We start from the raw sequence: 18,267 nt of genomic DNA on the forward strand, positions 1-18,267 counted from the left end.
CTGTGCATGAGCGCGGTCGGCGCGCTCAGCGGATCGCTGGTCAGGAACACGGCGGTGCCGGACACCAGCTGCGGCTTCTTCTTGAGGAGGTTCATCGCCAGGAAGTCGAGCGGAATTTCGTTGCGGCGCGTCTTGTCGAATAGGTAGCGGGTGCCGCGAATCCAAGTCCACATGATCAGCCCCATGATCAAAGCGACAGTGATCGACACCCAACCGCCTTCGACCATCTTGACGACATTGGCCGAGAAGAAGCCGAGGTCGATGACGCCGAAGAGCAGCGCCAGCGCCAATGCGAGCGCCAGCTGCCATTTCCAGAGCCAGCGCATGACGACAAACAAGAGGATCGTCGTCATCAGCATCTCACCGGTCACCGAAATGCCATAGGCGGAGGCGAGCGCGCTCGAGCTGCCAAAGCCGACGACCAGAAGCATCACGCCGAGCGCGACCAGCAGATTGACCCTCGGCATATAGATCTGGCCGCTTTGCATCTCGGATGTGTGCTGCACCTCGATGCGCGGCAGAAGATTGAGCTGCACCGCCTGTCTGGTGAGCGAGAAGGCGCCGGAGATCACCGCCTGGCTGGCGATGACCGTCGCCGCCGTTGCCAGGGCGACCATCGGCATTAGCGCCCATTCGGGAAGCATCTGGAAGAACGGGTTGGTCGGCTTGCCGCCGTGCGAGAGCACGAAGGCGCCCTGCCCGAAATAGTTGAGGAGCAGGCAAGGGAAAACGATGGAAAACCAGGCCAGCACGATTGGCTTGCGGCCGAAATGGCCAAGGTCGACATAGAGCGCCTCGGCGCCGGTGACCGCGAGGAAAACCGCGCCGACGGTGACGAAGGCGCCCGTCGGCGTGGTGGCCAGGTAATAGACCGCATAGTAGGGGTTTATAGCCAACAGGACGGACCAATCGTCGACGATGTGATAGAGGCCGGCAACGCCGATCGCCACGAACCATGTCGCCGTGATGGGTCCAAACACTGCCGCCACCTTGCCCGTGCCGAAACGCTGCACGGCGAAAAGCACCGCCAGAATCACCAGCGTGATCGGAACGACATAGGCATCGAGCGCCGGCGTGATGACTTCCAGGCCTTCAACCGCCGAAAGCACGGAGATCGCCGGCGTGATGATCGAATCGCCGAAGAAGAGGGCCGCGCCGCAGAGGCCGATCACGAGGATCAGGCTGGAGCCCTGCGGATAGGCGCTCCGTGCCAGCGCCATCAGCGACAGCGTGCCGCCCTCGCCCTTATTGTCGGCCCTCAGCACGAAGGCGACATATTTGATCGTGACGATGATGGTGAGCGCCCAGACGATCAGCGACAGCACGCCGAGCACATCGTTGCGGGCAACCACTCCCCCTGAAGCATGGAGAGCCTCTCGAAAGGCGTAGATCGGGCTCGTGCCGATATCGCCGTAGACGACGCCGAGAGCGCCGAGCATGAGAACCTTGGTGCTGTGCTGCCGCTCGGTTTCGGCATGGCCCGAAGGTTCGAGGGATTCTGTTTCGCTGGCGTTGGCTAGCACCATGAACCCCACTTCATCAGATTCGCCACGCTCCGAGGCTGCCGCAAAGCGCGGAACACGCCGGAGCTACGCAAGGCATCCTCGCCCTACCATCCGCAGGCCTTCAAGAACCGCCCAACCGTGCCGGCCATGCCATACTCCAGCGCATCCGCTGTCAACCCATGTCCGATCGATACTTCGGCCAATGCGGGGATGCGTTTGATCAATGCCGGCAGATTGTTCACGGTCAAATCGTGGCCGGCATTGACCTGGAGCCCCGCCGCGAGTGCCGCGTCCGCGGTTTTTCCCAGTCTTTCCAATTCCCTGGCCGCCTTGGCGGAATCGGAATGGTAACCGCCATAGGGCCCGGTATAGAGTTCGATCCGGTCGGCGCCGGTATCGCGCGCGGCATTCACGCCGGCCGCATCGGCGTCGGAAAACAGCGACACGCGAAATCCGCCCTTCTTCAGCCGCTTGACGATCGGTGTCAGGAACGCGGCCTGCGCGACGAAGTTCCAGCCGTGGTCCGATGTCGCCTGCGCCGGATCGTCGGGCACCAGCGTCACCTGCTCCGGCTGGTTCTTCTCGACAAGCACCAGGAAATCCTCTGTCGGGTAGCCCTCGATGTTGAATTCCGTCTTGGGGAACTCATCGTCGATCAGCGCCCTGATCTCCGGCAAGTCGGAATGTCTCGTATGCCGCTCATCGGGGCGTGGATGAACAGTCAACCCATGCGCGCCGGCGGCAAGAGCGATGCGCCCCAGCCCTATGACGCTCGGCCACGGCAGGTCGCGGCGGTTGCGCAGCATGGCGACAGCGTTGAGGTTGACCGAAAGCTTTGCAGGCATGAATTCGCATCCAGCTTGGTTTTGGCGGGCATCTATAGCGCCTTTGCAGGGAACAGATAGTGGGTTTCCGGTGTTCCAGAGACTAGCTGATGGCCAACACAAGGATTTGCCAGTGAATTTCCTCGAGGCGGTGCCGGCGATACGCCGCATTGAAACCAACCGTGACGCACTTTTTGCCATCGACGTCGTCGGCGATGTTTCGCCGGCGGATGCGGAGAACCTTTTCGGGCTGCTGGAAGCTGCTTATGCTCTGCACCCGAGGATCGACGTGCTGGTGCGGCTGACTGACGAGGAGAGCGTCGACTGGGCCAACATCTCGCAAGAGACGCTGCAGCAAGGTGTGGCCGACGCGCTGGAGCATGTCGTCCGTTGCGCAGCTATCGGCGAACCGCGCTGGGCATCGCTTGTCGGCGACTTCTTTCCGAAGGTTCTGCCGTTCGAATTCCGGCATTTCACCAGTCAGGACGAAGCCGCGGCCTGGCAATGGCTCGATGCGAGGCCGGCAGAATAAGCGGACTGGAGCAATTCCATGAAAGGTGTGACGGCTTTCCGCTCGGATTGCGCCAAAACAACGAGCTAGAGGGGTTTACCGTTTCCTGACCCGGTGAACCGCTCTATCGCACGATCGTCAGCCGCTCGGCCGCACGCGTGATGGCCGTGTAGAGCCAGCGTTGCCGGGTCTCCTTGAAGGCCCAGCTCTCGTCGAACAGCACGACGTCATTCCACTGCGAGCCCTGCGCCTTGTGCGCGGTCAGCGCATAGCCGTAGTCGAAATCGTCGAATCGCTTCTTCTGCTGCCATGGAATCTCGGCATCCGGATCCTCGAACGCCGCCTTCAGCAGCTTGATCTTGGCAACGCCGCGATCGGGATCGTCCTCCTCCGGCGAGACGAGCAGGTTGATGCCAGGCTTCACCGTCTCGCGCGACGAGGTCATCACTTTCCAGAGCGATCCGTTGAGCAGCCCCTTGGCCGGATCGTTGCGCAGGCAGACCAGCTTGTCGCCGGCCTGCGGATAATCGGCGGAAAAGCCCTTCAGCTCGCGCAGGCGCTGGTTGTAGCGCCGCCGCGTGCGGTTGGTGCCGACCAGTACCTGATCGGCTTTCATCACCAGATCCTGCGTGACCCCTTCCCTGCCGATCACCTGCGCCGTGCCGTAGTCGCCATGCATGAACTCGCGGCCTTCGCGCACGTCGAGCGCCAGCCGGATGATCGGGTTGTCGCGCGCCTGGCGATGGATCTCGGTGAGCAGCACATCCGGCTCATGCTCGGTGAAGAAGCCGCCGCCGGAGATCGGCGGCAGCTGGGCCGGATCGCCGAGCACCAGGATCGGCGTGCCGAAGCTCATCAGGTCGCGGCCGAGTTGCTCGTCGACCATGGAGCACTCGTCGATGACGACCAGCTTGGCGCGCACGATCGGACTTTGCCGGTTGAGTGAAAAGGTCGGCGACATCGAGGTCTTGCCGGTCACCTGGTCCTCGACCGATTCCTCGCCCTTCGGACGATAGATCAGCGAATGGATGGTGCGGGCGTTGGTCGCTCCTTTGGAGCGCAGCACCTGGGCAGCCTTGCCGGTGAAGGCCGCGAACTGCACCTGCCCGTCGACATGCTCGGCGAAATAGCGCGCAAGCGTCGTCTTGCCGGTGCCGGCATAGCCGAACAGGCGGAAGATCTGCGGCCGCCCATCCTTCAGCCAGCGGCCGACCGCCTTCAAAGCCTCGTCCTGTTGGGGAGAGAATTCCATCAGTTCGACAGACCGGATTCGCGAGCGAAACACAAGGTTGCGTGCCATCACCGGCGTCGTCGGCGACGGTCTCATTCATTATCAGCTCGGCACGCTATCAGGCGCAAACAAGAACGTAAAGGGAACGCAGCTTGAGTCCGGGCTACCGGCGGGCTCCGGGATCATTCTCCAGCAGGATCGGCTTGCCGTGCGGCGTGGCGTGCGCGGCACGCTCCCAGGCGGCCGCGAGCGCATCGATCTCGTGCTTGCCGGCGACGCCCTTGGTCGCCAGCAATTTTTCCAGCGCCGACAGCCAGTGCTCGTAATAGTCGTGGCCGTCCCTCGCGGCGTCCGGCTTCTTCACTTCGGCGGACAGGACGTCCGCCCATTCGCTCCACGAAAACAGGCCGCTGTCGTGCAGCGCCACCGTCATGGCGAAAGCCTCCGCCTGCCACGGTTCGGCGAACACCGGATCGTCGAAACCCGTCGGCAGCGCGCCTTTATGCGGGCTCAAGGTAACTCTCCCAGGCGTCGATGGAGACGGTCAATGTCGGATCGGCGCCCTCGCCCCAGATCTCGGCGCCGTCGAAAACCACGGTATAGACCCATTGCGGGTTCTCGCCCTTGCCATGCGCGTTGCTGTCCGGGAACACGAAGCCGTCGCGAACGGCCTCGATCCTTCCGTTCTTGCCGCGCGCGTAGCGCGGCAGGCGCGTATGGCCGGTGGGACTGAAATTCTTCGTCCGCACGCGGTCGCCCGCTTGGAAGCGTGCCGGCGCAGCCACGGGACGGTCGCAAGGCCCACCTTTGGCGAGCACGGCAGGCACATCGGCAGCCTTCAGCACGCGTTTGGGTGTCGCCGCCGGATCGACAGCCTTGCCGGCGGCAAGGTCGCGTTCCGTCACGAAGCCATGGCGCTTCAGGAGTACCTCAAGCGCCTGGATCCAGATCTGGTAATAGCTCGACGAATAATAATCGGCGGGATGCAGCGATTCTCGCGCATGCCGGCTCTCGTCGATGTTCCAGGCACCCATGGCGCCGGCAGTGAGCGTGACGCCTAGTGCCCGCCGCTCCCAGGCAGCATGGAAGTAAGGCTCGTCCGTCTCGGGCGCGACCGGGCCGAAGCCCATCTGTCCGCCGAGATCCTGTGGCCCGTTCATGCCGGCTCCTTCGCCAGCGCCGTGCCGATCATCGAATCGCGGCTGACCAGGCCGGCGAGTTGCTCCTCGCTCCAGCCCTCGGTGCCTTTCGGCCGCATCGGCACCACCAGATAGCGAAGCTCGGCCGTCGAATCCCAGACGCGGATTTTCCTACCCGCGGGCAAGGTTAGCCCGAATTCTTCCAGCACGCCGCGCGGATCGATAACAGCCCGCGAACGATAGGGCGGCGCCTTGTACCAGACCGGCGGCAGGCCGAGCACGGACCACGGATAGCAGGAGCAGAGCGTGCAGACGACGAGGTTGTGCGTCTCCTGCGTGTTGAACACCGCCTGCATGTGCTCGCCCTGACGCCCGGTATAGCCGAGCGAGGCAATTGCCGCCGTCGCGTCGCGCTTCAGCCATTCGGCATAGGCCGGATCGTTCCAGGCCTTCGCCACCACCCTGGCGCCGTTGCGTGGGCCGATTTTCGTCTCGTAGGTATCGACGATGACGTCGATGGCCGCCGGATCGATCAGGCCCTTCTCGGTAAGGATCGTTTCCAATGCGCGCACGCGCGCCGCAAACGGATCGAGCTCGTTGTCGTGGTCGTGATCATGGGACATGGCGCAAGGTTACGATCGTGCGCACGCCCCCGCAAGCTCGGCAACTTGGGCCAGAGCCGGGCCGCCTATTCGGCGGCCAACTTTCTCGGTTCGGCATTTTCTCCGGGGTCAAAGAGCGAGGGCTGCTCGACCGGCTCGACCGCATGCAACGCCGGCCGGCTCTTCTTCGAGGAGAAGCTGAGTAGCCAGCCGGAGAAATGCTCGAAATAGACATAGATGACCGGCGTGACGAACAGGGTCAGCGCCTGGGATGCGAGCAGGCCGCCGACCACGGCAACGCCGAGCGGCTGGCGCAGCTCGGCGCTGGCGCCGGTGCCGAGCGCGATCGGGAACGTGCCCATCAAGGCCGCCAGCGTCGTCATCATGATCGGCCGGAAACGCATCAGGCAGGCCTTGTGGATGGAGTCCAGCGCAGACATGCCCTCGCGCCTCAACTCCAGCGCCACGTCGATCATCATGATGCCGTTTTTCTTGACGATGCCGATCAGCATCAGGATGCCGATCACGGCTATGACCGACAGGTCCATGCCGAAGAGCCGCAATGCAACCACCGCGCCCAGTACCGCCGATGGCAGGCCCGTCAGAATGGTCAGCGGATGAATGAAGCTCTCGTAGAGCATGCCGAGCACGATGTAGATCGTGAGGATCGCGCCCCCGATCAGCAGCCCTTGATTGGCAAGCGAATCCTGGAACGTCTTGGCCGTGCCGGCGAAGGTGGTGCCGATTGCCTGCGGCATGCCGATCTGGTCCTTGAGCTGGTTGATGCGGGTCACCGTGTCGCCGAGCGAGACACCCTGCGGCAGGTTGTAGGAGATCGTCACCGCCGGCAACTGGCCAAGCTGGTTGACCGTCAAGGCGCCGGCTGTGCGATCGACCCGGGCGAAGGCACCGAGAGGAACGAGGCTGCCGCTTCCCGTTCTCACCTGAATGGCCAGCATGCGCTCCGGCGACCACTCGATCTTCGGATCGAGCTCGGTGATGACTTCGTAACTGTCGGCCGAGCCGAAAATGGTTGAGACCTGATCGGTGCCGAAGCCGCCATAGAGGGCGGAGCGCAGCGTGTCCGTGTCGATGCCGAGCTGAGCGGCCTTGTCGCGATCGACGACCAGCGACGCCTGCAGCGCGTTGTTCTGCAAATCACTTGTGACGTCGGTGAAGAATTTATGATCGGCGGCCATGGCGTCGTTCAATTTCTGCGCCCAGGCGTCCGTCGCGCCGTTATCGAGGCCTTGGACGACCAACTGATAGGCGCTGGCCGAGGACCGCGAGCCGAGCCTGAGGTTCTGCACCGGTTGCATATAGGTTTCGATGCCGGCGACGCCGGACAGCTGCCGCCTCAAATCGGAAAGCACCTTCTCTATGTCGGGACGCTTGTCCTTGTCCTTCAGTTGCACGAACAACTGTCCCTGATTGAGCGCATTATTGCCGCTGCCCACCGACCAGGCGACGTGATCGACGTAAGGCGAATGCGAGAAGACGTCGGCGACCTGGCTCTGCAGCTTCGTCATCGCGTCGAAGGAGATGTCCTGGCGGGCGATGGTGGTTACCGAGATCTGGCCTATGTCTTCTTGCGGGAAGAAGCCCTTCGGCGAAACCTGGATCAGCCAGACGGAGGCCGCCGCGGTGCCGACGAAGACCAGGAACACCAGGAAGGTGTGGCGCAGGCAGAAGCTCAGGATCCAGTCATAGCCACGCGTGATGAGATCATGTCTGTGACCGTCGGCATGCGCCTCGCGATCGGCCTTGGTCACCGACAAAAGCCGCGAGCACAGCATCGGGGTCAGGGTCAGCGACACGAACATCGACGCCAGGATGGCGACCGTTACCACGACGGCGAATTCGTTGAAGATACGGCCGATGACGCCGCCCATCAGAAGCACGGGGATGAACACCGCCACCAGCGAAATCGAAATCGATATGATGGTGAAGCCGATCTCACGCGCGCCCTTGAGCGCGGCGTCGAAAGCCGACAGCCCGTCCTCCTCCATGTGGCGGAAGATGTTTTCGAGCATGACGATCGCGTCGTCGACGACGAGGCCGACGGCCAGCGTCAGACCCATCAGTGAGATGTTGTCGATCGAGAAGCCGAACAGGAACATCGCGCCGAGCGTCGCGATCAGCGAGATCGGCACGGCCACCGCCGGGATGATCGTTGCCGTGACGCGGCGCAGGAACACGAAGATCACCATCACCACCAACGCGATGGTCAGGAGCAGCGTGAACTGCACGTCGTCGACGGCCTGGCGGATCGAGGTGGATCGGTCGTTGAGCAGTTTGATGCTCGCGGCAGCCGGCATCTGGTCCTGGAAAGACGGCAGCATCGCCTTGACCTTGTCGACGACGTCGACCGTATTGGCGTCGGGCTGGCGCTGCACGGCCATGATAATGGCGCGCGTGCCGTCATACCAACTCGCCGTCGTCGTGGTTTCGACCGAGTCGATGACGCGCGTGACCTCGCCCAGCCGCACCGGATGGCCGTTCTTGGTGGCGATGATAATGTTTGAAAAATCGGCGGCGTTCATCAACTGAGTGTTGGCCGTGATCGTCAGCTGCTGCTTGTCGTTCTGCAGCACGCCGAGCGGGGTGTTGCTGTTGGCCGAGGCCACGGCCGTCTGCAACTGGTCGATCGAGATGCCGCGCGCGGCGAGCGCGGTCGGATCGATCTGGATGCGCACCGCATATTTTTGCTGTCCGTAGATCGAAACCTGCGCAACGCCATCGATGGTCGACAGCGAGGGCGAGATGACGTTTTCGGCGAAGGCGTCGAGGTCGGTGAGTGGAACGGTGTCGCTGACCAGCGACATCAGAAGAATCGGCGCATCGGCCGGATTGACCTTGCGATAGCTTGGCGGCGCCGTCATTTGCGGCGGCAGCGATTTTTGCGTGCGCGCAATGGCTGCCTGAACGTCCGCGGCAGCCGCGTCGATGTCGCGGTTGAGCACGAACTGGATGGCGATCGAGGTCTGGCCCAGCGAGTTGGTGGTCGAAATCGAATCGATGCCGGCAATGGTTGCGAACTGCTTGATCAGCGGCGTCGCGACCGAGGTCGCCATGGTCTCCGGCGAAGCGCCGGCCAGTTGGGCCGAGACATTCACCACCGGGAACTCCGCGCTGGGCAGCGCCGCAACCGGCAGGAACTTGTAAGCGAACAGTCCGCCCAGCACGAGGGCGAACGACATCAGCAGCGTGGCGACGGGCTTTCGTATGCAGAATTCGGAAATCATGGGCGAGCCTCGCCGGCCTTGTCGGCCTGAGCGACCTTAGGCGAATTTTGATCGCCGCTGCTGCTCGCTGTCTTGCCTTCGTGCACCGTCGCGCCGTCCTTTAGCCTTGTCTGGCCTTCGACCACCACTTTCTCGCCGCCCTTGAGGCCTTGGCTGATGGCGCTGTTATCGCCCTCCGTCAGCGCCACCTGCACGGGCCGCATCTCGACCGTGTTGTCCGGCTTGATCACATAGACGAAGGGACCTTTCTGGCTCGGCTGCACCGCGACCGTCGGCACCGAGGTCATCTGCGGCATCGTGCCGGCATCAAGGATGACATTCACATACTGCCCCGGCCAAAGCGAAAGATCGGAGTTCGGTATGCTCGCCCGCGTGGCGATGGTGCCGGAGGCGGTGTCGACGCTGGAATCGACGAAATCGAGCGTGCCCTTGCCGATCGGCGTGGGATCGCCGTCCTTGGTGAGCGTCACGTCGCCTTGCTGTGGGCTCGCCAGCGCCTTGTGCAATAAAGCAAGGTTGCTTTCCGGAAGAGTGAAATTAACCTGCAGCGGGTCCATCTGTGTGATGGTCACAAGCGGCGTCGTGGTGCTTGAGCCGTTGCTGGTAGTAACGAGATCCCCGACCGAGACGTTGACCGCTCCCAGCCTGCCTGAGATGGGCGCGCTGATGGTCGCGTAGCTTAACTGGACGGTATCGGCGTCGATCGTCGCCTTGTCGGCATCGATGGTGGCGGCCGCGGCCTTCTGCGCCGCCAGTGCCTGGTCGTAAGTCTGCTGCGTGCCAGCCTGCTTGGCGACAAGGTCCTTGGCGCGCTGAAGATCCGCCGTGGCGCTCACCAGCAGGGCCTGGTCCTTGACGAGCGTCGCCTGATCCTTGGCAAGCTGCGCCTTCAGTGCGCGGTCATCGAGCGAGAAGAGAAGGTCGCCGGCCTTGACCATTTGCCCGTCTTTCACCGCGATCGACACGATCTGGCTGGAGACACGGGCATTCACGCTGACCACCGACGGTGAGGAGACGAAGCCGATGGCGTAGCGACGGATCGGAAAATCGGCGGTCGTCGCAGTTGCCGAAACGATCGAGGCGGAACGCGCGCCGCCAGCGCCGCCCTTCTGGCTGCCCGATGCCTTGGTCGTGTCGGCGCCGGCTGTGTCGGCCTGCTGGCCGGAGATCAGCTGCTGCACCCTGCCCATCGTGGCGGGCGACAGATAAAGGCCGACACCTGCAAGGCAGGCCAGAGCGACGACTGTAAAGGCGATTTTTCCGCGCATCGACAACTGGCCCTCTATCCGACACGCCGAAACCGGTGGTCTATTCTCAGCTCATTTCACGGCCGTTGCCGCGAATTTCGCCGAATAGATAGGACAAGGCTTTGGCGGAAAAGAGCCAAAACGCGGGATTACGAAGATTTAATATGCACTGCACAATTGTTGTGCAGCCGGCTAACGTGCCGTGGCGATCCCTTAACGCAGCATCGGCCAGAGCGTCGCTGCGAGCAGCAGACCCATTCCTATGTTGAACCATTTCAGCCGCATGGGATCCGAAAGGAAGCCGCGCAGCGCGGTGCCGAACCCGGCCCACACCGAAACGCTGGGCAGGTTGACGATGGTGAAGGCGATTGAAATCAGCGCCACCGAGACGAACGGATGATCCGGATTGGTGTAGACGGCCATGGCAGTGATCGCCATCACCCACGCCTTCGGGTTGACCCATTGGAACGCGGCGGCATCGATGAAGCGCATCGGACGCGCCTTCGCCCCGTCCTTGCCACCCATCGAACGCGACATGGCGATCTTCCAGGCGAGATAGAGCAGATAGGCTGCGCCGGCGATTTTCAGCGCAGCATGCAGCGCCGGAAACGCTGTCAGCACCGCGCCGAGTCCGAAGCCGACGGCCAGCAGCAGAACCAGAAAACCGATGCTGATGCCCAGCATATGCGGAACCGTTCTGACTATGCCGAAATTGACGCCGGAGGCCAGCAGCATGAGATTGTTCGGCCCCGGCGTGATCGACGTCACGAAGGCATAGACCAGGAGTGCAAGGAACGCGTTGACGGACATCACATCCTCCCCGGATAGGTCAGCTATATTGTCCTTTTTCGGCAGGCGCGCAAAAGCCACGGACGGGCGACCGCCGGACCAGCGAGGAGAATTTGAAGCAGCCGGAGCGGTGGGTGGCGCGCCTACATGCCCTGCGGGCCGCGGTTCATGGCTGCGACACCGGTGCGGCAGATCTCGACCAGGCCGAGCGGCTTCATGATGGCAATGAACTGGTCGAGCTTGGAACCCTTGCCGGTGATCTCGAAGATGAAATGCTCGGTGTTGGCGTCGATGACCGACGCGCGGAAGGCATCGGCCAGCCGCAGCGCCTCGACGCGGGCGTCGCCGGCGCCGGCGACCTTGACGAGGGCAAGCTCGCGCTCCAGCGGCCGCTCCTGGCCGAGTTCGTGCGAGCGCACGGTGAGATCGACCACGCGGTGCACCGGCACGATCCGCTCGAGCTGGTGCTTGATCTGCTCCAGCACATGCGGCGTGCCGCGCGTCACGATGGTGATGCGCGACAAATGCTTCTCGTGCTCGGTCTCGGACACCGTGAGGCTTTCGATGTTATAACCGCGCCCCGAGAACAAGCCGATGACGCGGGCAAGCACGCCCGGTTCGTTGTCGACCAGCACGGAAAGCGTGTGCGTTTCCGGCTTTTCGGTTTCCTTGGCGATGAAGTAGGCGGAGCCGGTCGGCTGGAGCTGTGCGTTCATGACGTGAATCTCGATTTCAAACTTTGGCGCTAATTATCTGTTTCCACACGGCTTCCGCCGCAGACGCTGCCTGCCGCTACACCAGTTCCCTGCCCTTGGCGTCGATAGCGTTGGCCACCGCCTCGTCGGTCGCCTCGTCAGGCAGGAGCATCTCGTTATGCGCCTTGCCGGACGGGATCATCGGGAAGCAGTTGGCGAGAGTCGCCACGCGGCAGTCGAACAGCACCGGCTTCTTCACCGAGATCATCTCGCGGATCGCGTCGTCCAGCTCGTCCGGCTTGTCGCAGCGTATGCCATGGCCGCCATAGGCGTCCGCCAGCTTGACGAAATCCGGCATCGCCTCGGTGTAGGAATGCGACAGCCGGTTGCCGTGCAGCAGCTGCTGCCACTGGCGCACCATGCCCATATACTGGTTGTTCAGGATGAAGATCTTGATCGGCGCTTCGTACTGCACGGCCGAGCTCATCTCCTGCATCGTCATTTGCACCGAAGCGTCGCCGGCGATGTCGATGACCAGCGCATTCGGATGTGCGATCTGCACGCCGAGCGCCGCCGGCAGGCCATATCCCATCGTGCCCAGGCCGCCCGAGGTCATCCAGCGGTTAGGCTTGTCGAAGTGATAGTGCTGCGCCGCCCACATCTGGTGCTGGCCGACTTCGGTGGTGATGTAGGTGTCCATATCCTTGGTCAGCGCATAGAGCCGCTGGATCGCGTATTGCGGCATGATCACGTCGTTGTTCATCCTATAGGCGAGCGAGTCCCGCGCGCGCCATTTCGCGATCTGCTCCCACCATGGATAGAGCGCCTTCTTGTCGGCCTTGGCAGTCGCCCGCCACAGCCGCACCAGATCCTCCAGCACGCGGCCGACATCGCCCAGGATCGGCACGTCGGCATGGACATTCTTGTTGATCGAGGACGGATCGATGTCGATATGGATCTTCTTCGAGTTCGGCGAGAACGCGGTCAGCCGGCCGGTGATGCGGTCGTCGAAGCGCGCGCCGATGCAGATCATCACGTCGCAATCATGCATGGCCATGTTGGCTTCGTAGGTGCCATGCATGCCGAGCATGCCGATCCAGTTCTTGCCCGAAGCCGGATAGGCACCGAGGCCCATCAGCGTCGAGGTGATCGGGAAGCCGGTGAGGTCGACCAGCTCGCGCAGCAGATGGCTGGCTTCCGGACCTGAATTGATGACGCCGCCGCCGCTGTAGATGATCGGCCTCTTCGCGCCGGCCATCAATTCGACGGCGGCCTTCACCTTCTCCAGATCGCCCTGGACCTTCGGCTGATAGCTGGTGCGCGGCGCCGTTTGCGGCGGCACGTAGATGCCCTTGGCGAACTGCACATCCTTCGGAATGTCGACCACGACCGGGCCCGGCCGCCCGGTGGTCGCGACATGGAAGGCTTCATGGATGGTGGCGGCGAGCTCGTTGACGTCTTTCACCAGCCAATTGTGCTTGGTGCAGGGGCGCGTGATGCCGACGGTGTCGCATTCCTGGAAGGCGTCGGAGCCGATCAGCGAAGTCGGCACCTGACCGGTGAGACAGACCAGCGGAATGGAATCCATCAGCGCGTCCTGCAGCGGCGTCACCGCATTGGTGGCCCCGGGGCCGGACGTGACCAGCAGCACGCCGGCCTTGCCGGTCGAACGCGCATAACCTTCGGCGGCATGGCCGGCACCCTGCTCGTGCCTGACCAGAATGTGCTCGACCTCATCCTGCTGGAAGATCTCGTCATAGATCGGAAGGACCGCGCCGCCCGGATAGCCGAAGACATGCTTGACGCCGTTGTCCTTCAGCGCCTGCACCACCATTTCGGCGCCCGTCATTTCGCGCCGCTCGTTATGTCCGTTGCTCATCGGTCTGGTCCCGTACTGTTCGCCATCTGGCGATTTGCTGGTCGTTTAGTTGGGTTTTGGGCAATAAAAAAGGCCCCCGAGGGAGCCTGTGGGATGCGCATGGGAGGTTTTCGCCCGGCGGTTACACCGCCTTGCCCACGCGCCAGCCTACGAGAATGAGTGCTGTTTTCATGGGCGCGGACAATAAGGTCGGTTCCGCGCCGCTGTCAACGGGCAATCTGTCGGTCCCATTGTTCAGCGGCGCGGATTGTTCAGGCCGCCAGCACCACACCCCTTGCCTGGTTGCCGCCAACGCATTTTGCCGGGTATGTCGAGACTCATGATGTTGCCGAGAAACGGCGCACTATTGTAGGCAAGTGTGCCGGGTGGGGCGGCGCCGGTGATCACGTCGCGCTTTGGGCCGCGAACTTTTTCACCACCCGCTCCAGCAGCGGCACGTAGTCGCGAAAGGCGCGCGTCTTCATGTTGGCGACCTTGCCACCCTCGTCCCAGATGCGCACACGCACGGCTTCCTGATGGAATGGATTGCTGCGGAACTCCGCCACCTCCTCCGCGCTCATCGGCCCGCCCTGCAGCGACAGCGTATGGACCGAGGCCGGCGACAGCTTGCCGAAATAGCTCGGATCGGTGGCGCAGAGATAACGCTTGGCCGCAACATGCAGCCTGACGCATTCGACGATGACCGGCGGAAAGAACGGCGCCAGCACCTCGCCACCCGCCTCGTCGTGGTGCTTGTCCTCGACGTCGTCGGGCGAATAGGTGCCGAACTCGCTGGTGTAGTGGCCGATGTCGTGCAGCAGCGTCTCAGCCACAAGCTCCTCCGGCGCGCCATCCTGCTCGGCTAGCCACGCGCCCTGCAGCATATGCTCGGACATGGTGACCGGCTCGCCGAGATAGGATTCCGCGCCGCGACGCTCGAAAATGTCGGCGATGAACTCGACGATGTTGCCGGTGTTCAGTTCATTCGATTTCATTCGGCCGCCTCTCTGACATCGTGTTCGATTGCCGCCAGCGTGGACAGCAGGCCGTCCTTGTCGGCGTAGCAGCCCTGCAGCCAGCGCGTGCCGCTGCCGGAAAAGGCCTTGCGCGCATGCATGACGCGCGTGTTGTCGACGATGAACGACTGGCCAGCCTCGAGCTTGAAGGTCACCTCGAAGGCCGGATCCTCGATCAGTTCGGCGAACCGGCGATAGGCAGCGTAATATGCGTCCATTTCGGCGAACGGCACGTCGATGGTCGGCGCCAGCGAACGGTTGTTGAAGCGCACGCAGATGAGCTCGCCATCCGGTCCGAGCTCGATCATCGGGCGCTTGGACTGCAGCCGCACGCCCGATGAGCCGGCATATTCGAAGCGCGCCGGATAGGAGGAAAGCAACCGGAAGCCGTTCGAACTCTCCGCCTGCAGCGCGGCCGCCACCGCGAATCCGTCGACGACGCTGGATTCGCCGCCTTCCACCGTATTCTCGATGCAGGCCAGGATCTGCAGCGTCGGCACCGGGTCGCGGTAGGGATTGTCGGTATGCGCCTGCAGGCCAAGGTTGGTGTAGGCAAGATTGTTCGGATTGACCTCGGCGCGCACCTCGAACCAGCGCCCGTAATTGGTCTCCCTGATATATCCGAAGAGATCGGCCACATTGCATAATGCCCCGGATTCGGCCGGCAGACCATCCATGACGGCAAAGCCAAAGCTCCGCACCGCCGTCAGCCATTGCCGCAGAACATTCCTGTCGTGCCGCGCCTCACTATAGGCCGTGCGCGGCACCGAACTCTGCATCGTGGCCTTGGTCCACCGCCGAATGTCGCTGCCGGTCCAGCCGGGCTGCCGATTTTCTTCGCGGTCGTAAGTATGGGCGCGAAGCCAGCTTGCGGGAAAGCTGACGGTCTTGTCTTCAGGCACGAACGTGACCACCAGCGCCTCGCCCTTGATCGAGGCCTCTCCGATCCGTGTCTCGGCCGGAATGTCCAGGATGGTGATCAGCCGCTGGCCGTTGCCGGCGCTGCGCGTCCTGTAGTCCAGTGCGTTGTCGCGCAGCCACATGGCATGGAATCGGCTGCGTGTTCCGTCGTCCCAGGCAAGCGCGATCGTCCGTCCTTCGTCGACAAGGTTTGCTCTCGTCAGCACGTTTCTGAAACTCCCGTCTTCGGGCCGTCGCCGCGGTACCGATTGCATGCTGTCTTTGCCGAAGGCATAAATCAAGTTATTGTTTTTCAGCCAATGCTGCCAAAAACCTAATGACTGGAAAAGCTGCCGATCCCATGCCTCCGCTCGACTGGCTACGCAGTTTCGAAGCGGCTGCGCGCCTGTCGAATTTCACCGCCGCTGCCGCCGAGCTCGGGCTCACGCAAGCCGCCGTCAGCCAGCACATCCGCTTTCTGGAAGAGCGTCTCAAGACGCGACTGTTCGCGCGGCTGGCACGCGGCGTGGCGTTGTCGCCGCAGGGCGCCGCCTATCTTCCCCACATCCAGTCGGCGTTCGCGATCATCGGCAGCAGCACGAACGAGTTGTTCGAGCCACGCGTTTTGCAGACCGTCACCCTTCGCGTTCCGATTTCTTTCGCGCTGCTGGTGCTGGTCCCGGCTCTTCCTGATCTCGCAAAGGCGCTGCCGTGGATCAGGCTCGATCTGGTGACCATCCATCGGCCGACCGACTACGACGAGGCGGGCTCGACGCTCGACATCCGCTTCGGCAACGGTTCCTTTTCCAGGCGCGACGCCGACCGGTTGACAGTCGAGCGGCTCGTTCCGGTCGCGGCGCCGACCTTGGCCGGAAATGCCGAATGGACATCGCTGCCGCTGCTTTTGGTGGCGGGTGCGCGCGAGATGTGGGCGGAATGGTTCGCAGCCTCCGGCCTTGCCGGACACTCCCAACGCTCGCATCGCTTCGACAGTTTTGTCGCCGCGATGGAGGCGGCGAAGTCCGGCGCCGGAGCGCTGCTGGGCTCGCGGCCGCTCATCGACGCCGCGCTTAAGGACAATCTCCTTGTCAGGCTTTCCGATTTCGAGCTCTCGAGCCCATCGGGTCACTTCCTGACATGGCCATCGTCATCGCGGCTGTCCGGCGCCGAACAGGATTTTCGCCGCTGGCTTTTGTCGCGTCTCGCCAGCATTTCAGGATAGCGCTCGGGCCGGCTCCCCTATCCGCTTCCAATAGATGAGCGTGCCGGTGAGCCCACCATGGGGTTTCAACGCATAGTCCGGAATCTCGCCGGTCAGCGAGAAGCCGAGTTTTTCGTAAAGGCCGCCGGCCCCCTCTTCGCTTGCTGTGTCCAACACCAGCAGGGTGCGCCCTTTCTTGACCGCCAGTTCCTCGGCGGCCCGCATCAGGCCGCTGGCAATACCTTTGCCGCGATAGTCGAGGCGGGTCATCAGCTTGGCGATCTCGGCGCGGTGCGGTTGGTTGGGCGGGCAGTCGAGAAGCAGTGTGACGGTGCCGACAAGCGTCTCGCCATCCCATGCGCCCAGCAGCGCCCGTTCCCCGCGCGCCGCGGCAGCGAGCGATTTGCGCCAGAACTCATGGGCCGCGTCGGGAGACAAGGGATGCATGAAGCTTACCGATCCGCCGGCGGCGACTGTCTCGATCAGCAAGTCGGCGAGCATCCCGCTGGTTTTTGCGTCGTCGTTCAACGCCCTGATTTCAAGGGGGTTCATATCGGTGGTCTCCAGGTGATGAGGTGTCGGGCCACGCTCATGCGAAAGGACTGCTACGTCTTCGGCGGCGCGCCCTTCGGATTTCCGCAATACGCTCGGCTTCGTCCTCGCTGAGGTGCCGCCCGCGCTCCAGGATCTCGAGCGTGTATTCCTCATAGGTGAGCCCAAGCCGCTCGGCCTTTTCCAGCCGCATCAGCATGACGGCGTGGCTCGGCGCCTTCCAGGCTTTGTCGTGGGCGGTGCGCCAGGCAAGAAAGATGTAGGGGTCCCCCTTGCCCCAGGGCGGACCTTCGTAGTCGTCGAGAGGCGGCCCGCCATTGTGGGACCGTTCAGGCCGGCGTGCCATGCGATCAGCCCCGGACCAGCGCCACCAGATACTCGGCGGCTTCCGGTCCCGGAGCGTGGAAGGTGCAGTCCGACGGGGCTCCGAGCGCCAGGCAGTCGCCCGGCTCCAGCCTGTGCACGACATTGCCTTCGGTGAAGTCCAGGCGGCCGCCGATCAGCCAGATCTGCTGCTTGATGAAGGCATAGGACGCTGCCGGGAATTCGACCTTGGCGCCTGCCGGCAGGCTGACCCGGATCAGCTCGAGCGGCATTTGCGTTGCAGGCGACAGATGGCGTCGCACATAGCCGGTCGCCGGATCCTGCCAGACCGGCTGCTCGTCCTTGCGGGACACGCTGCCGCCCTGCATTTCGGCGCGGGCAATCAGCGTCGAGAGCGTCATGCCGAAAGCCGACGCGATGCGCACGAGGAGCGCCGCGGTCGGACTTGTCATGCCGCGCTCCATGGCGCTCAGCATCGCCTTGGAAACGTCGGAACGCTCGGCCAACTCGGCCAGCGACCATCCCCGCAAATCACGCTCGGAGCGTATCCGCCTGCCGATCGTGGACGTGATGTCGTTCGATATATCAGTCATTCATCCAATATATCGAAATTCCGGGATGAAGGAAG

General features: G+C 63.1%; 18 protein-coding genes. 2 read left to right on the plus strand and 16 right to left on the minus strand.

Annotated elements, in window-relative coordinates; genetic code table 11:
* Window positions 1-1,526 (minus strand): potassium transporter Kup (locus tag CK222_RS28750; protein ID WP_095802657.1); only part of this gene is annotated, 1,526 nt, incomplete at its 3' end.
* Between the two features lie 83 nt (window positions 1,527-1,609).
* Complete coding sequence (locus CK222_RS28755; RefSeq protein ID WP_095802658.1) at window positions 1,610-2,350, minus strand: pyridoxine 5'-phosphate synthase; 741 nt, start codon at window positions 2,348-2,350, stop codon at window positions 1,610-1,612.
* Here CK222_RS28755 and CK222_RS28760 point away from each other — a divergent pair.
* Entirely contained in the window at window positions 2,328-2,861 is a 534-nt protein-coding gene (locus tag CK222_RS28760; RefSeq protein WP_348628819.1) for an STAS/SEC14 domain-containing protein, read from the plus strand. The two genes, CK222_RS28755 and CK222_RS28760, sit on opposite strands and share 23 nt — an antisense overlap.
* 103 nt (window positions 2,862-2,964) lie before the next feature.
* Here the strand turns inward: CK222_RS28760 and CK222_RS28765 are convergent, their stop codons facing one another.
* The 11 genes from CK222_RS28765 to CK222_RS28815 form a co-directional block, all read right to left on the minus strand.
* Entirely contained in the window at window positions 2,965-4,092 is a 1,128-nt protein-coding gene (locus tag CK222_RS28765) for an ATP-dependent RecD-like DNA helicase (RefSeq protein ID WP_095802690.1), read from the minus strand.
* Between the two features lie 142 nt (window positions 4,093-4,234).
* Window positions 4,235-4,585 carry a nitrile hydratase accessory protein gene (locus CK222_RS28770; RefSeq protein WP_176477764.1) on the minus strand — a complete coding sequence of 117 codons (351 nt, stop codon included), beginning with the start codon at window positions 4,583-4,585 and terminating at the stop codon, window positions 4,235-4,237.
* Window positions 4,572-5,231, minus strand: a complete 660-nt coding sequence (gene nthB, locus CK222_RS28775) for a nitrile hydratase subunit beta (protein WP_095802659.1) — start codon at window positions 5,229-5,231, stop codon at window positions 4,572-4,574. The genes CK222_RS28770 and nthB overlap by 14 nt, the downstream gene beginning before the upstream one ends.
* Window positions 5,228-5,833: a nitrile hydratase subunit alpha gene (gene nthA, locus CK222_RS28780; RefSeq protein WP_095802660.1), complete on the minus strand. Its 606-nt coding sequence runs from the start codon at window positions 5,831-5,833 to the stop codon at window positions 5,228-5,230. The genes nthB and nthA overlap by 4 nt, the downstream gene beginning before the upstream one ends.
* Window positions 5,834-5,898: 65 nt before the next feature.
* On the minus strand, window positions 5,899-9,057 hold the full coding sequence (locus CK222_RS28785) for an efflux RND transporter permease subunit (RefSeq protein WP_095802661.1): 3,159 nt from the start codon (window positions 9,055-9,057) through the stop codon (window positions 5,899-5,901).
* Entirely contained in the window at window positions 9,054-10,325 is a 1,272-nt protein-coding gene (locus CK222_RS28790) for an efflux RND transporter periplasmic adaptor subunit (RefSeq protein WP_095802662.1), read from the minus strand. The genes CK222_RS28785 and CK222_RS28790 overlap by 4 nt, the downstream gene beginning before the upstream one ends.
* A gap of 192 nt (window positions 10,326-10,517) precedes the next feature.
* A complete protein-coding gene (locus CK222_RS28795; RefSeq protein WP_095802692.1) occupies window positions 10,518-11,114 on the minus strand; it encodes a LysE family translocator in 597 nt (198 codons plus the stop codon).
* Between the two features lie 122 nt (window positions 11,115-11,236).
* Complete coding sequence (gene ilvN / locus CK222_RS28800) at window positions 11,237-11,809, minus strand: acetolactate synthase small subunit (RefSeq protein WP_040969991.1); 573 nt, start codon at window positions 11,807-11,809, stop codon at window positions 11,237-11,239.
* A gap of 76 nt (window positions 11,810-11,885) precedes the next feature.
* Window positions 11,886-13,667 carry an acetolactate synthase 3 large subunit gene (locus CK222_RS28805; protein WP_082953814.1) on the minus strand — a complete coding sequence of 594 codons (1,782 nt, stop codon included), beginning with the start codon at window positions 13,665-13,667 and terminating at the stop codon, window positions 11,886-11,888.
* A gap of 383 nt (window positions 13,668-14,050) precedes the next feature.
* Window positions 14,051-14,641 (minus strand): HD domain-containing protein, encoded by a 591-nt coding sequence (locus CK222_RS28810; protein ID WP_095802663.1) that lies wholly within the window; start codon window positions 14,639-14,641, stop codon window positions 14,051-14,053.
* Window positions 14,638-15,789 (minus strand): gamma-butyrobetaine dioxygenase, encoded by a 1,152-nt coding sequence (locus CK222_RS28815; RefSeq protein ID WP_095802693.1) that lies wholly within the window; start codon window positions 15,787-15,789, stop codon window positions 14,638-14,640. Before CK222_RS28815 ends, CK222_RS28810 begins: the two co-directional genes overlap by 4 nt.
* A gap of 134 nt (window positions 15,790-15,923) precedes the next feature.
* On the opposite strand from CK222_RS28815, the gene CK222_RS28820 reads away from it, so the two are divergent.
* Window positions 15,924-16,784, plus strand: a complete 861-nt coding sequence (locus tag CK222_RS28820) for a LysR family transcriptional regulator (protein ID WP_176477765.1) — start codon at window positions 15,924-15,926, stop codon at window positions 16,782-16,784.
* Here CK222_RS28820 and CK222_RS28825 read toward each other — a convergent pair.
* The 3 genes from CK222_RS28825 to CK222_RS28835 are packed head-to-tail and all read right to left on the minus strand — an operon-like array spanning window position 16,776 to window position 18,232.
* Window positions 16,776-17,315, minus strand: coding sequence for a GNAT family N-acetyltransferase (locus tag CK222_RS28825; RefSeq protein WP_095802665.1), 540 nt, complete (start codon window positions 17,313-17,315; stop codon window positions 16,776-16,778). The two genes, CK222_RS28820 and CK222_RS28825, sit on opposite strands and share 9 nt — an antisense overlap.
* Window positions 17,316-17,352: 37 nt before the next feature.
* The gene (locus CK222_RS28830; RefSeq protein ID WP_095802666.1) at window positions 17,353-17,661 is read right to left on the minus strand and encodes a hypothetical protein; all 309 of its coding nucleotides are present in this window, start codon (window positions 17,659-17,661) and stop codon (window positions 17,353-17,355) included.
* A gap of 4 nt (window positions 17,662-17,665) precedes the next feature.
* Entirely contained in the window at window positions 17,666-18,232 is a 567-nt protein-coding gene (locus CK222_RS28835; protein WP_095802667.1) for an XRE family transcriptional regulator, read from the minus strand.
* Window positions 18,233-18,267 lie beyond the last annotated feature (35 nt).

The organism is Mesorhizobium sp. WSM3866, assembly GCF_002294795.1.
Classification (GTDB): domain Bacteria; phylum Pseudomonadota; class Alphaproteobacteria; order Rhizobiales; family Rhizobiaceae; genus Mesorhizobium.

Bases quoted from the DNA above. Each gene is read 5' to 3' on its own strand.
- ilvN (WP_040969991.1), bottom strand. From the start codon at position 11,809: ATGAACGCACAGCTCCAGCCGACCGGCTCCGCCTACTTCATCGCCAAG.
- CK222_RS28820 (WP_176477765.1), top strand. From the start codon at position 15,924: ATGCCTCCGCTCGACTGGCTACGCAGTTTCGAAGCGGCTGCGCGCCTG.
- nthB (WP_095802659.1), bottom strand. From the start codon at position 5,231: ATGAACGGGCCACAGGATCTCGGCGGACAGATGGGCTTCGGCCCGGTC.
- CK222_RS28825 (WP_095802665.1), bottom strand. From the start codon at position 17,315: ATGAACCCCCTTGAAATCAGGGCGTTGAACGACGACGCAAAAACCAGC.
- CK222_RS28790 (WP_095802662.1), bottom strand. From the start codon at position 10,325: ATGCGCGGAAAAATCGCCTTTACAGTCGTCGCTCTGGCCTGCCTTGCA.
- CK222_RS28785 (WP_095802661.1), bottom strand. From the start codon at position 9,057: ATGATTTCCGAATTCTGCATACGAAAGCCCGTCGCCACGCTGCTGATG.
- CK222_RS28765 (WP_095802690.1), bottom strand. From the start codon at position 4,092: ATGGAATTCTCTCCCCAACAGGACGAGGCTTTGAAGGCGGTCGGCCGC.
- CK222_RS28795 (WP_095802692.1), bottom strand. From the start codon at position 11,114: ATGTCCGTCAACGCGTTCCTTGCACTCCTGGTCTATGCCTTCGTGACG.
- CK222_RS28810 (WP_095802663.1), bottom strand. From the start codon at position 14,641: ATGAAATCGAATGAACTGAACACCGGCAACATCGTCGAGTTCATCGCC.
- CK222_RS28830 (WP_095802666.1), bottom strand. From the start codon at position 17,661: ATGGCACGCCGGCCTGAACGGTCCCACAATGGCGGGCCGCCTCTCGAC.
- CK222_RS28835 (WP_095802667.1), bottom strand. From the start codon at position 18,232: ATGACTGATATATCGAACGACATCACGTCCACGATCGGCAGGCGGATA.
- nthA (WP_095802660.1), bottom strand. From the start codon at position 5,833: ATGTCCCATGATCACGACCACGACAACGAGCTCGATCCGTTTGCGGCG.
- CK222_RS28805 (WP_082953814.1), bottom strand. From the start codon at position 13,667: ATGAGCAACGGACATAACGAGCGGCGCGAAATGACGGGCGCCGAAATG.
- CK222_RS28755 (WP_095802658.1), bottom strand. From the start codon at position 2,350: ATGCCTGCAAAGCTTTCGGTCAACCTCAACGCTGTCGCCATGCTGCGC.